This is a genomic window from Acidovorax sp. IB03 (assembly GCF_016406015.1).
Lineage (GTDB): Bacteria > Pseudomonadota > Gammaproteobacteria > Burkholderiales > Burkholderiaceae_C > Acidovorax > Acidovorax temperans.
The window spans coordinates 85,101-98,124 of the sequence record NZ_JAEFCH010000009.1; the positions used below are offsets into that span (position 1 = coordinate 85,101).

General features: G+C 63.0%; 11 protein-coding genes and 2 pseudogenes. 6 read left to right on the forward strand and 7 right to left on the reverse strand.

Annotation, left to right across the window (positions count from 1 at the left end):
* Window positions 1-16: 16 nt before the first annotated feature.
* From iscA to uvrB, 5 genes are all read right to left on the reverse strand, one after another.
* Window positions 17-340 carry an iron-sulfur cluster assembly protein IscA gene (gene iscA / locus IHV84_RS07530; protein ID WP_066691893.1) on the reverse strand — a complete coding sequence of 108 codons (324 nt, stop codon included), beginning with the start codon at window positions 338-340 and terminating at the stop codon, window positions 17-19.
* Window positions 341-344: 4 nt separating this feature from the next.
* Window positions 345-740 carry a Fe-S cluster assembly scaffold IscU gene (iscU, locus tag IHV84_RS07535; RefSeq protein WP_044395246.1) on the reverse strand — a complete coding sequence of 132 codons (396 nt, stop codon included), beginning with the start codon at window positions 738-740 and terminating at the stop codon, window positions 345-347.
* Between the two features lie 32 nt (window positions 741-772).
* Window positions 773-1,993, reverse strand: a complete 1,221-nt coding sequence (locus IHV84_RS07540) for an IscS subfamily cysteine desulfurase (RefSeq protein ID WP_370541223.1) — start codon at window positions 1,991-1,993, stop codon at window positions 773-775.
* A gap of 104 nt (window positions 1,994-2,097) precedes the next feature.
* Window positions 2,098-2,634 (reverse strand): Fe-S cluster assembly transcriptional regulator IscR, encoded by a 537-nt coding sequence (gene iscR / locus IHV84_RS07545; protein ID WP_044395244.1) that lies wholly within the window; start codon window positions 2,632-2,634, stop codon window positions 2,098-2,100.
* 242 nt (window positions 2,635-2,876) lie between these two features.
* The gene (gene uvrB / locus IHV84_RS07550) at window positions 2,877-4,967 is read right to left on the reverse strand and encodes an excinuclease ABC subunit UvrB (RefSeq protein WP_233099889.1); all 2,091 of its coding nucleotides are present in this window, start codon (window positions 4,965-4,967) and stop codon (window positions 2,877-2,879) included.
* 106 nt (window positions 4,968-5,073) lie between these two features.
* Here uvrB and IHV84_RS07555 point away from each other — a divergent pair, with 106 nt between their 5' ends.
* Complete coding sequence (locus tag IHV84_RS07555) at window positions 5,074-6,282, forward strand: amino acid aminotransferase (protein ID WP_198846393.1); 1,209 nt, start codon at window positions 5,074-5,076, stop codon at window positions 6,280-6,282.
* A 108-nt stretch (window positions 6,283-6,390) separates the two neighbouring features.
* On the opposite strand, the pseudogene IHV84_RS07560 reads toward IHV84_RS07555, so the two are convergent.
* Window positions 6,391-6,795, reverse strand: a pseudogene (locus IHV84_RS07560) (dioxygenase); the annotation flags it as partial.
* 102 nt (window positions 6,796-6,897) lie between these two features.
* On the opposite strand from IHV84_RS07560, the gene IHV84_RS07565 reads away from it, so the two are divergent.
* The 3 genes from IHV84_RS07565 (at window position 6,898) to IHV84_RS07575 (ending at window position 9,256) form a co-directional block, all read left to right on the forward strand.
* Window positions 6,898-7,788 carry a CaiB/BaiF CoA-transferase family protein gene (locus IHV84_RS07565; protein WP_198846394.1) on the forward strand — a complete coding sequence of 297 codons (891 nt, stop codon included), beginning with the start codon at window positions 6,898-6,900 and terminating at the stop codon, window positions 7,786-7,788.
* 17 nt (window positions 7,789-7,805) lie between these two features.
* Complete coding sequence (locus tag IHV84_RS07570) at window positions 7,806-8,552, forward strand: cold shock and DUF1294 domain-containing protein (protein WP_198846395.1); 747 nt, start codon at window positions 7,806-7,808, stop codon at window positions 8,550-8,552.
* 242 nt (window positions 8,553-8,794) lie between these two features.
* A complete protein-coding gene (locus tag IHV84_RS07575) occupies window positions 8,795-9,256 on the forward strand; it encodes a hypothetical protein (RefSeq protein WP_198846396.1) in 462 nt (153 codons plus the stop codon).
* A gap of 24 nt (window positions 9,257-9,280) precedes the next feature.
* On the opposite strand, the gene IHV84_RS07580 is transcribed toward IHV84_RS07575, so the two are convergent.
* Window positions 9,281-11,698, reverse strand: coding sequence for a YgiQ family radical SAM protein (locus IHV84_RS07580; RefSeq protein WP_198846397.1), 2,418 nt, complete (start codon window positions 11,696-11,698; stop codon window positions 9,281-9,283).
* Between the two features lie 196 nt (window positions 11,699-11,894).
* Between IHV84_RS07580 and IHV84_RS07585 the strand changes: the two are divergent.
* Both IHV84_RS07585 and IHV84_RS07590 read left to right on the forward strand, forming a co-directional pair.
* Window positions 11,895-12,362: pseudogene (locus IHV84_RS07585) on the forward strand (GNAT family N-acetyltransferase); the annotation flags it as partial.
* Between the two features lie 56 nt (window positions 12,363-12,418).
* On the forward strand, window positions 12,419-13,006 hold the full coding sequence (locus tag IHV84_RS07590; protein ID WP_044395231.1) for a YigZ family protein: 588 nt from the start codon (window positions 12,419-12,421) through the stop codon (window positions 13,004-13,006).
* Window positions 13,007-13,024: the final 18 nt, after the last annotated feature.

The window sequence follows — 13,024 nt, forward strand, 5'->3', positions numbered from 1 at the left end:
CCGGAAGGCCTGTGTGTCAAACGCGGAAGCTCTCTCCACAGCCGCAGCGGTCGCGCTCGTTGGGGTTGTTGAACTTGAACCCTTCGTTGAGGCCTTCACGCACAAAATCCAACTCTGTCCCGTCGATGTAGGCCAAGCTCTTGGGGTCGATCAACACCTTGACGCCGTGGTTCTCAAAGACCACGTCCTCAGGCTCCGACTCGTCCACGTACTCCAGCTTGTAGGCCAAGCCCGAGCAGCCAGTGGTCTTGACTCCAAGGCGCACACCCAGGCCCTTGCCGCGGCGGGCAAGGTACCGGCTGACATGGCGTGCCGCCGCTTCTGTGAGGGTAATGGCCATTGCTTCAGGCTGCAGGGGTAGCGTGCTTGGCTTTGTAATCGTTCACGGCTGCCTTGATGGCATCTTCCGCGAGGATGGAGCAGTGGATCTTCACGGGCGGCAGCGCCAACTCTTCAGCGATCACGCTGTTCTTCAGGGCCGCTGCTTCGTCCAGGGTCTTGCCCTTCACCCACTCCGTCACCAGCGACGAAGAAGCAATGGCAGAGCCGCAGCCGTAGGTCTTGAAGCGCGCGTCTTCAATCACGCCCGTCTGGGGGTTCACCTTGATCTGCAGCTTCATCACGTCACCGCAGGCAGGCGCACCCACCATGCCGGTGCCCACCGACTCATCACCCTTGTCGAAAGAACCCACGTTACGGGGGTTCTCGTAATGGTCAACCACTTTTTCAGAATAAGCCATGGCAAGTCCTCTTAGGTCGTTTCGGGGCGCGATCAGTGCGCAGCCCACTGGATGGTGCTGAGATCGACGCCATCCTTGTACATCTCCCACAGGGGGCTGAGTTCACGCAGACGGGCTACGTTTTCGCGGATGGTGGAGATCGCGTAATCAATTTCTTCTTCGGTCGTAAAACGGCCGATGGTCATGCGCAGGCTGCTGTGTGCCAGCTCGTCGCTGCGGCCCAGGGCGCGCAGCACATAGCTAGGCTCAAGGCTTGCCGAGGTACAGGCAGAGCCCGAAGACACAGCCAGACCCTTGATACCCATGATCAACGATTCGCCTTCGACGAAGTTGAAGCTCATGTTCAGGTTCTGCGGCACACGGCGCTCCATGCTGCCGTTGATGAACACTTGCTCGATGTCCTTCAGACCGTCGAGCAGACGCTGCTGCAAGGCGCGGGCCTTGGCATTGCTCTCGGCCATTTCTTCCTTGGCGATGCGGAAGGCTTCACCCATACCCACGATCTGGTGCGTAGGCAAGGTGCCCGAGCGCATGCCGCGCTCGTGACCACCACCATGCATCTGGGCTTCCAGACGCACGCGAGGCTTGCGGCGCACGTAGAGGGCGCCCACGCCCTTGGGGCCGTAGGTCTTGTGGGCGGTCATGCTCATCAGGTCGATGGGCAGCACGTTCATGTCAATCTCGACGCGGCCTGTGGCCTGCGCTGCATCCACATGCAGCAAGATGCCCTTATCGCGGCAGAGGGCGCCGATCGCAGGAATGTCCTGGATCACACCGATTTCGTTGTTCACGAAGAGGATGCTGATCAGGATGGTGTCAGGGCGGATGGCAGCCTTCAGGGCGTCCATGCTCACCAGGCCATCTTCCTGCACATCCAGGTAAGTCACTTCAAAACCTTGGCGTTCCAGTTCACGCATGGTGTCCAGAACAGCCTTGTGTTCTGTCTTGAGCGTGATCAGGTGCTTGCCCTTGCCTTTGTAGAACTGGGCAGCGCCCTTCAGGGCCAGATTGATCGATTCAGTAGCGCCACTGGTCCACACGATTTCACGGGGGTCCGCACCGATCAGGTCGGCCACTTGGGCGCGCGCCTTCTCCACGGCCTCTTCCGCTTCCCAGCCCCAGGCGTGGCTGCGGGAAGCGGGGTTCCCAAAGTGCTCGCGCAACCAGGGGATCATCGCGTCCACCACGCGAGGGTCCACGGGGGTGGTGGCGCCGTAGTCGAGATAAATAGGAAAGTGTGGGGTCATGTTGATGGCTGGCTCAGTAGCGTTTCTGGCTGGCAGCAAAAACGGTTGTCAAAAACAGGTAAACGTACAGGGCGATGCTGGCCTTGAAGGCCGCGCACATCGCATGGCTGTCAGGATTTGGCGAATGCGTTGCCCAGCGCGAACACGGAGTTCGGGGCGTTCACGCGGATCGGTTTGACCACAGGCGTGGTGGAAATAGCGCGGCGCACGATGGGCTTGTCTTCAATTTGCACGCCCTTGGCAAGCTGCTCGTCCACCAGCTTTTGTAGCGTGACGGAGTCCAGAAACTCCACCATGCGCTGATTCAGCGAAGCCCACAGCTCGTGGGTCATGCAACGGCCAGCTTCACCCAGGCAGTTCTCTTTGCCGCCGCACTGTGTGGCGTCGATAGGCTCGTCCACCGAGACAATGATGTCAGCCACGGTGATCTCACCAGCCTTGCGGGCCAGCGTGTAGCCGCCGCCGGGGCCGCGGGTGGACTCGACCAGTTCATGACGGCGAAGTTTGCCGAACAACTGTTCAAGATAAGAAAGGGAGATTTGCTGGCGCTGGCTGATGGCTGCCAGCGTGACGGGACCATTGTTTTGGCGCAGGGCCAAGTCGATCATCGCGGTGACCGCGAAACGGCCTTTGGTGGTGAGACGCATGGAAAGCTCCTTGTGCTGAGGCTCGTTCGTTAAAGAAACTGCCTGCGCTGGCGAATGGTCAGCACGGGCACCGTCTCCGCCCCTTACTCCGCTCAGCCTTGCCTGTCACGGAGCCCTTCATCGTTGGGCTTTGTTGTTGAGTATTTTGTAAGAGTATATCACAAATCCCTATCGAATTGCTCAGGTTAAAAAACCAACGGGTCACAATTCCCCCTGACCCGTATTGACCTCGGCAAAGCGGATCAGGCCGTGATCGGATCGCTTCCAGGCGCACCAAAGGCGCGGTCCTTGAGTTTGGTCAGTTGATCGCGTACGCGCGCTGCCTGCTCGAACTCGAGGTTGCGAGCGTGTTCCAGCATCAGCTTTTCCAGGCGCTTGATCTCGCGCGAAATGTCCTTCTCGGACATCTCTTCCACCTGCGCCCTCTGCATGGCCTCTTGTTCCAGGCGCTCCGCGTCTTTGCCCGCTTTTTCGCTGTAAACGCCGTCAATCAGGTCTCTTACCCGCTTGACAATGCCGCGTGGCGTAATGCCGTGGGCTTCGTTGTGGGCGATCTGCTTGGTGCGCCGCCGCTCGGTTTCGTCCATGGCCTTTTTCATGGAGTCGGTGATGCGGTCGGCATACAGAATGGCCCGGCCATTCAGGTTGCGCGCCGCGCGGCCAATGGTTTGGATCAGGCTGCGCTCCGCGCGCAAAAAGCCTTCCTTGTCCGCGTCCAGAATCGCCACCAGCGACACCTCGGGAATATCCAGCCCCTCACGCAGCAGGTTGATGCCCACCAGCACATCGAACGCGCCCAGCCGCAGGTCGCGGATGATTTCCACCCGCTCCACGGTGTCTACATCACTGTGCAGGTAGCGCACCTTCACGCCGTTGTCGGTGAGGTAATCGGTGAGCTGCTCGGCCATGCGCTTGGTCAGTGTGGTGATCAGCACGCGCTCGTGCTTTTCCACGCGGATGCGGATTTCCTGCAGCACGTCGTCCACCTGATGGGTGGCGGGCCGCACCTCCACCACCGGGTCCACCAGCCCCGTAGGACGAACCACTTGATCCACGATCTGGCCAGAGTGGGTTTTCTCGTAGTCGGCTGGAGTGGCCGTTACGAAAATCGCTTGCCGCATGCGCTGCTCAAATTCCTCGAACTTGAGCGGCCGGTTGTCCAGCGCCGAAGGCAGGCGAAAGCCATATTCCACCAATGTGGTCTTGCGCGCGCGGTCGCCGTTGTACATGGCCGAAAGCTGCCCAATCATCTGGTGGCTCTCGTCCAGGAACATGATGGAGTCCTTGGGCATGTAGTCGGTCAGCGTGCTGGGCGGGTCTCCCGGCGCTGCACCAGACAGGTGGCGCGTGTAGTTTTCAATGCCCTTGCAGTGCCCTACTTCGCTGAGCATTTCCAGGTCAAACCGGGTGCGTTGCTCCAGCCGCTGGGCTTCCACCAATTTGCCGTCGGCCACCAGTTGCTGCAGGCGCTCGGCCAACTCCAGCTTGATGGTCTCCACCGCTGCCAGCACCTTGTCACGCGGGGTGACGTAGTGGCTGCTGGGGTACACGGTAAAGCGTGGGATCTTCTGCTTGACGCGCCCCGTGAGCGGGTCGAACAGCTGCAGGCTCTCGATCTCATCATCAAACAGCTCGATGCGAATGGCCAGCTCGGAGTGTTCTGCCGGGAACACGTCGATCGTGTCGCCACGCACCCGAAACTTGCCGCGCGAAAAATCGGCTTCATTGCGCTGGTACTGCATGCGGATGAGCTGCGCAATCACGTCGCGCTGGCCCAGTTTGTCCCCCACGCGCAGCGTCATCACCATGCGGTGATAGCTCTCGGGCTCGCCAATGCCGTAGATGGCCGACACGGTGGCCACGATCACCACATCGCGCCGTTCCATCAGGCTCTTGGTGCAACTCAGGCGCATCTGCTCGATGTGCTCATTGATCGCGCTGTCTTTCTCGATGAACAGGTCGCGCTGCGGCACATAGGCTTCGGGCTGGTAGTAGTCGTAGTAGCTGACGAAATACTCCACCGCGTTCTTGGGGAAGAACTCTCGAAACTCGCTGTACAGCTGTGCCGCCAAGGTCTTGTTGGGCGCAAAAACGATGGCCGGGCGGCCCATGCGGGCGATGACATTGGCCATGGTGAAGGTCTTGCCCGAGCCGGTCACGCCCAGCAGCGTCTGGAAGGCTTCCCCATCCCGCAGCCCCTCCACCAGCTTGTTGATGGCCTCAGGCTGGTCGCCAGCAGGAGGGTACGGCTGAAACAACTCAAACGGCGAGTCTGGGAAGCGGACGAACTCGCCGTCTTGCTTTTCAGGAATGACTTCGGTGATATCTGGCATGGGGCGTGGTCAACAGATGGAGCAGGCCGCCCGTTAAAATTGGCGGAACCCGGCACAGTACACCACGCCCGGATTCTTCGCTACTGACAACCTTTCAAGGATTTTCATGTCTCTGTTCACCGCCGTCGAAATGGCCCCCCGCGACCCTATCCTGGGTCTGAACGAACAATTCAACGCCGACACCAACCCCAATAAGGTCAACCTGGGCGTGGGTGTGTATTTCGACGACAACGGCAAGCTGCCTTTGCTGCAATGCGTGCAAGCCGCTGAAAAGAGCATGATGGAAAAGCCCACCGCCCGTGGCTACTTGCCCATCGACGGTATCGCTGCCTATGACGCAGCCGTGAAGGGCCTGGTGTTCGGTGCGGATTCCGAAGTCGTCAAGAGCGGCCGCGTGGCCACCGTGCAAGCCATCGGCGGCACCGGCGGCCTGAAGATTGGTGCCGACTTTCTCAAGAAGATCAGCCCCAACGCCACCGTGCTGATCTCCGACCCCAGCTGGGAAAACCACCGTGCGCTGTTCACCAACGCCGGTTTCACCGTTGACACCTACCCCTACTTCGACCAGAGCGCCAACGGCGGCCTGGGCGGCATCAACTTCGACGGCATGCTGGCCAAGCTGAAGGCAGCCGCCGCCGGCACCATCGTGCTGCTGCACGCCTGCTGCCACAACCCCACCGGCTACGACATCACCCCCGCCCAGTGGGATCAGGTGATTGCCGTGGTGAAGGAACGCAACCTCACCGCCTTCCTGGACATGGCGTACCAAGGCTTCGGCTACGGCATTGCTGAAGACGGCGCCGTGATCGCCAAGTTCGTGGCTGCTGGCCTGAACATCTTCGTGTCCACCAGCTTCTCCAAGAGCTTCAGCCTGTACGGCGAGCGCGTGGGCGCACTGAGCGTGGTCGGCAGCAGCAAGGAAGAAACCGACCGCGTGCTCAGCCAGCTCAAGATCGCCATCCGCACCAACTACTCCAACCCACCCACCCACGGTGGCGCCATCGTGGCCGCCGTGCTGGGCAACCCCGAGCTGCGCGCCCTGTGGGAAAAGGAGCTGGGCGAAATGCGCGTGCGCATCAAGGCCATGCGCCAAAAGCTGGTTGATGGCCTGAAGGCCGCCGGCGTGACCAAGGACATGTCCTTCATCACCACCCAGATCGGCATGTTCAGCTACTCCGGCCTCTCTAAGGACCAGATGGTGCGCCTGCGCACGGAATTCGGCGTGTACGGCACCGACACCGGCCGTATGTGCGTGGCCGCCCTGAACAGCAAGAACATCGACTACGTCTGCCAAGCGATTGCCAAGGTCATCTGATCTACCCCCTTGCGCTTGACCACAACAAAAAACCGCCTTCGGGCGGTTTTTTGCTTTTTATGCCTCTAGCGCTCATCCATCAAGCGCCAGCAGCTATCAATTCAATAGCTAACCCCACAACACAGATCGCATGGAGATCGACGCCGACTGGTAGCCCGTGTTGAAGAACCGGGGCATTTCGGAGGGCTGCACGGCCCCTGCGGCATACAGCAGCGGCAAGTAGTGCTCGTGCGTGGGGTGGGCTTGCTTGGCCACCGCGCCCAAGTCCATGAAGCTCGGTAGCGCCGCCAGTTGGCCCTTCTTGATCTGGTCTTGCACCACGGTGTCGAACTCTGTGGCCCAGTCATATGCCTCGTTGGCGGCGGTTCCACGGCGGGTGGCGCGCAGGTTGTGCACGATGTTCCCGCTGCCCACAATCAGCACGCCCCGCTCGCGCAGGCGCTGAAGCTGCTGGCCCAGCGCATAGTGCTCGGCAGGCGGGCGGCTGTAGTCCATGCTCAATTGCAGCACCGGTAACAATTTATGTATAACCCTTTGAAGGAGGCTGCGGGCAAAGTTCCGCAATCCCCAGCGATCACTCCCCCTACCCGCCCTTTCAACCGCCGCATGCCACCCATGTCCTCTTCCGCTCCCCAGCCGCTGAACGGCACCCGCGTTCTGAGCCTTGCGCTGAATCTGCCCGGCCCAGCCGCCCTCATGCGCTGCGCGCGCATGGGCGCCGCATGCACCAAGCTCGAACCCCTGGCCGCCGCGCCCCACACCAGCGCAGACCCCATGGCGCTTTACAGCCCACAGGCTTACACCGACATGCACCAGGGCATTCGCGTGGTGCAGGCCCACCTCAAAACCGAGGAAGGCCAGGCTGCCCTGCACGCCGAGCTGGAGTGCACGGACGTATTGATCACCTCCTTCCGCCCCTCCGCCCTCACCAAACTTGGCCTGGGGTGGGATGCCTTGCACACCCGCTACCCGCGCCTGTCCCTGGTGCGCATCGTGGGTGCCGCGGGTGAACGGGCCGAAGAGCCCGGCCACGACCTGACCTACCTGGCCGACGCTGGCTTGGCCACGGGCACGGAAATGCCCCCCACGCTCTACGCCGACATGGGCGGGGCCCTGATGGCGAGCGAGGCCGTGCTGCAAGCCCTGCTGGTTCGCACCCAAACCGGCCAGGGCACCTTGCTGGAGGTGGCACTGGCCGACACCGCCGCCTGGCTGGCCCAGCCCCGGCACTGGGGCCTGACCACGCCCGACGGCGATGTGGGCGGCGCCCACGCTGGCTATCGCATCTACCCCTGCGCCGATGGCCGCGTGGCCGTGGCCGCGCTGGAACCCCACTTTGCTGCCCGCCTGTGCGCAGCCGCAGGGCTGCCCGCCGTGGGCGACGGGCCCACCTTACGCGCCCCTGCCACGCACGAGGCGGTGGCGAATTTCATCCGCACCCAAACCCGCGCGCAACTGGACGCGCTGGCGCTGGCCCAGGACATTCCACTGCACACGCTGGCGTGAAAGGCTGAGCGCAACCCATGCAAAAGACAGGGCAAATCACCCGCTGGGATGCCGAGCGCGCCTTCGGCTTCATCCGCAGCCCAGACTCTGTGGCCGATGTGTTTTTTCATCTGCGCGACTTTCAAGGCCCTGCCGCACCGCGCATGGGCATGGCGGTGGTTTTTGAAGAAATCCATGTGGGCGGCAAAGGGCCACGGGCCATGGCGGTGCGCCCCAGTGCGCAGGCGGTGGGCGCGCCGGGCCGCGCAGCCGACCCGCGCGGTGCCCGTAGCGCCGCCTCGCGCGAAGCACCCCAGTCTGCGCGCCGAGGCCCTTCCGCTGCGCAGCGCACCACCGGGGCACACCCGCGCGCGGCCTCGCGGCCAGCTGCCCAGGTGCGGTGGCGTACCCAGCGGGTAACGTCCTTGCCTGCCGGGGAACTACTGCTCATCAGCGCTATGGCTGTGGTGTGGATGGCCATGCTGGCCTGGGCCGTTTGGGCACAGCGCCTACCCCTGTGGGCGGTGGGTGTAGCCCTGGGGCTGAACCTGTTCACTTTTTTGGTCTACGCCTCTGACAAAAGCGCAGCGCAGCGTGGCATGTGGCGCACCAAGGAAAGCCATTTGCACCTGCTGGCCTTGGTGGGTGGCTGGCCAGCCGCCTGGCTGGCGCAGCAAACGCTGCGGCACAAGTCTCAAAAAGCAGCGTTTCGCGCCGTCTACGCCCTGACGGTGGTGGCGCATTGCGGCGCCCTGGCAGCCTGGCTGCTGGGGCTGGTTGGATGAGCTGACTTGGGTGGCAAGCCCGGGCAGAGTGAGCACGCAAGCACTTCAAAAATCATAGCTGCTAGCGCTTGATGGATGGGCGCTAGAGGTAATTTTGATGGGAATCTCGGATACCGAGTGCTGCGTTCCCCGCAGTTCGCAGTCAAACCGCTGGCTGACACCCGAAGGGCCCCGGCGCCTACACCCAGCCTTCTACGCACAGGCTTCAATGGCAGTGTTTTCAACACCACGGGAACCGCTCCATGAAGCCACTCATCCTCGACTCCAGCATGACCAACATGTCCGGCGTGTTCTACCCCACCGGCCATGTGTTTGCGCTGTTCCCCGATGAGGACTGCGCGCGCCAGGCGGCCGCCGCGCTGCACAGCGCCCGCCATCAGGGCGAGCTGGCACACGCCAGCCCTGAATTCATCCTGCAAGAAATCGTGCGCACGTTGGGGGGCACCGACATTCCCCTGCCCTCAGTGGGTGCGGAAGGCGACATGGTACGGCGCATTGCCGACCTGGCGGGCACCGGTCACCACGGTGTGCTGATCTGCATGGCCGACAAGGACGCACCCGAACGTGTGGTGGCGGCCATTGCGCCCGAGGGCGCCGCTGCGGCGTTTTACTACCGCACGTTCATCATTGAAGACCTGGTGCCACAGGCGCCGGAGCAGGAAAGCCAATCAGTGGTGGTGGGAACACACGCGGGGCCGGTCTAGCGGAGCCGCGCGCGACCCGCCCCATCAACGTGGCTTGCGGGCTGCTGCCTTGAAGGACGGCTTGCCGCTGCCCGTCACCCGGGGTGGAAGGCCCGTGTGCTGCGTCAGCAATCGGCCCTTTTGGGGCTGACCCGGCTTGGCGGCCTGCCCCTGCGGCTTGGCCGCTGCAGCCTTTTGCCCCACGGGGGTGGAGTTCTTGCTGCGCGCACTTTGGTAGCCGCCGTCCGTCAACGGCTGGAAGGTCGGAATCAGGTGGTGCTTGCCGTTGCCGATCAGATCCGCGCGGCCCATGGCCTTGAGCGCTTCGCGCAACAGCGGCCAATTGTTGGGGTCGTGGTAGCGCAAGAACGCCTTGTGCAGGCGGCGGCGCTTTTCACCGCGCACGATATCCACCGTCTCTTCCGCCTCGTCGCGCATCTGGCGGCGCACACGGGTCAGGGGGTTGCGGCCCGAGTGGTACATGGCCGTGGCCGTGGCCATGGGGCTGGGGTAGAAGGTCTGCACCTGGTCGGCACGAAAGCCGTTCTTTTTCAGCCAGATGGCGAGGTTCATCATGTCCTCGTCGCTAGTGCCAGGGTGCGCAGCGATGAAGTACGGGATCAGGAACTGCTTTTTGCCCGCCTCTTCGCTGAACTTCTCGAACATCTGCTTGAACTTGTCATAGCTGCCGATGCCCGGCTTCATCATCTTGGTGAGCGGGCCCTGCTCGGTGTGTTCGGGCGCAATCTTCAGATAGCCGCCCACGTGGTGCTGCACCAGCTCCTTCACGTACTCGGGCGACTTCACGGCCAGGTCGTAGCGCAGGCCTGAGCCAATGAGAATCTTCTTGATGCCCTTCAATGCACGGCCACGGCGGTAGATCTTGATCAGCGGGCCGTGGTCGGTCGTGAGGTTCTGGCAGATGCCCGGGTACACGCAGCTGGGCTTGCGGCAGGCGGCCTCGATCTCGGGCGAGCGGCAGCCCAGGCGATACATGTTGGCCGTGGGGCCGCCCAGGTCGGAGATGGTGCCGGTGAAGCCCTTGACCTTGTCGCGGATGTCCTCGATCTCCTGGATGATCGAATCCTCGGAGCGGCTCTGGATGATGCGGCCTTCGTGCTCGGTGATGGAGCAGAAGGTGCAGCCCCCAAAGCAGCCGCGCATGATGTTGATCGAAAACCGGATCATCTCCCACGCAGGGATCTTCGTCGCGCCGTCGTGGCTGCCGTTCTCGTCGGCATAGCTGGGGTGCGGAACACGCGCGTAGGGCAGATCGAACACATGGTCCATCTCGGCCGTGGTCAGCGGGATGGGCGGCGGGTTGATCCACACGTCGCGCGCCGTGGCGCCTTCGCCATGAGCCTGCACCAGGGCGCGGGCGTTGCCGGGGTTGGTCTCCAGATGCAGCACACGGTTGGCGTGGGCGTAGAGCACGGGGTCGCTTTTGACCTGCTCGTAGCTGGGCAGGCGGATCACGGTCTTCTCGCGCGGAGGGACCTTGAGCTTGACCTTGAGTGCGGGGTTGAGAACGAACTGGATCGGCTGGATGGCGGGATTGGGGCTATTTTGGTCGGTAGCGCTAGTGATATCTGCGGCAATCGCTACAGAATCAGTAGCACTTTCATCGTCTTTGCTGCAGGTACTGCCTTGCGCGGCGGCCTGCTCGCTGGTGGTCATGTAAGGGTTGATGTGCGCTTCCACACGACCGGGCTCATCCACGGTGGTGGAGTCGATCTCGAACCAACCTTTGCCGCTTTCATCGTCGGGACGGCGCACAAAGGCCGTGCCGCGCACGTCGGTGATTTTCTCGACCGGCTCGCGCGCAGCAATGCGGTGGGCCACCTCGACCAGCGCACGCTCGGCATTGCCGTACAGCAGCAGGTCGCACTTGCTGTCCACCACGATGGAGCGGCGCACCTTGTCGCTCCAGTAGTCGTAGTGGGCGATGCGGCGCAGGCTGCCTTCGATGCCGCCCAGGATGATGGGCACGTCTTTGTAAGCCTCACGGCAGCGCTGGCTGTAGACGATGGCGGCGCGGTCGGGGCGCTTGCCGCCCACGTCGCCGGGGGTGTAGGCGTCATCGCTACGGATCTTCCGGTCGGCGGTGTACCGGTTGATCATCGAATCCATGTTGCCCGCCGTCACGCCCCAGAACAGGTTGGGCTTGCCCAGCACCTTGAAGGGCTCGGCGCTCTGCCAGTCAGGCTGGGCGATGATCCCCACGCGAAAGCCCTGGGCTTCCAGAGTGCGGCCGATCACGGCCATGCCGAAGCTGGGGTGGTCCACATACGCGTCGCCCGTCACCAGGATGATGTCGCAGCTGTCCCAGCCCAGTTTCTCCATCTCGGCGCGGCTCATTGGCAGGAACGGGGCCGTGCCAAAGCGCTTGGCCCAGTACGGACGGTAGCTGGTCAAGGGCTTTGCGGCGCGCGCAAAAAAGGAGACGTCAACGGGGGCGTTCATGCAATGGGGAATGGCCGCCGAAGAAGCTTGGCGGCCACCGTCATATCGTGGGGAGGCCGCGATTTTACGGCGCCCGCCGGTTTTTGTCGCTGCATGGGCCGATGGCCCCTTGGCTTGGCGGCCTGTTTCTATACTGCAGGCAGCCCCATCCCTGATTCTTGCCATGACGCACCCCATGCCTCAAAGCCCCATCACCCTGCGCGCACTGGCCCCGGGCGACCTGGGCTGGGTGGTGCAGCAGCACGGTGAGGTGTACGCCCGCGAGTACGGCTGGAACGAGCAGTTTGAAGCGCTGGTGGCCGATATTGCAGCCCGGTTTGTGCGCAAGTTTCAGCCCGAGTGGGAACGCTGCTGGATCGCCGAACAAGGCGGCGAACGCCTGGGCGCCGTGTTTGTGGTGCGCAAAAGCCGCACGGTGGCCCAGCTGCGCATGTTGATCCTGGCGCCCTCGGCACGCGGCCTGGGGCTGGGGGAACGGCTCACCGACGAGTGCATCAGCTTTGCCCGAGCCAAGGGCTACAAAAAAATGGCGCTGTGGACCAACAGCTGCCTGACCACCGCCCGGCACATCTACGCACGGCGGGGATTTGTGCTGGTGAAGTCCGAGCCCTACGAAGGCTTTGGGCAGCATCTGGTGGGGGAGACCTGGGCGCTGAAGCTGTAGGCCTGCCTGCGCAGGGCAGACTGCCCCCTGATTCGCCGCCGTACACTTGCGCCCCCATGCCCTACACCCTGGCCGAACCCACCCACAGCGAACTCATCATCAAGAAAAGCCGCTTCATCGGCTGCGTGCAGCCCATGGCCGACCGTGCCAGCGCCCAGGCCGTGGTGGATGCGCTCTGGAAGCAGCACCCTGGCGCTGCCCACATCTGCTGGGCATTGCTGGCGGGTGGCCAGTCAGCCGCAGTGGACGATGGCGAACCGGGCGGAACCGCAGGGCGGCCCATGCTGGACGTGCTGCGCCACCAGGATCTGGAAGGCGTGCTGGCCACCGTGGTGCGTTACTTTGGCGGGGTGAAGCTGGGCGCGGGCGGCCTGGTGCGGGCCTACACCGATACGGTGGCACAGGCGCTGCTCACAGCCCCCAAGATCACCCTGCAACGCATGAAAACCCTGCAATGCCAGGTGCCCTACGCATTGGAAGGCATGATTCGCCGCGAAGTGGAAGCCGCAGGAGCGCAGCTGCTCGATGTGCAACACGGCTCGCTCGTCAGCCTGCAGCTGCGTTTGCCCGAAGTGCAGGCGCCAGCCTTCGTACAACGCATCAACGACCACGGGCAGGGCCGCGTGGGGTGGGTCACACCCTAGCGCAGCTCACCCAATTTG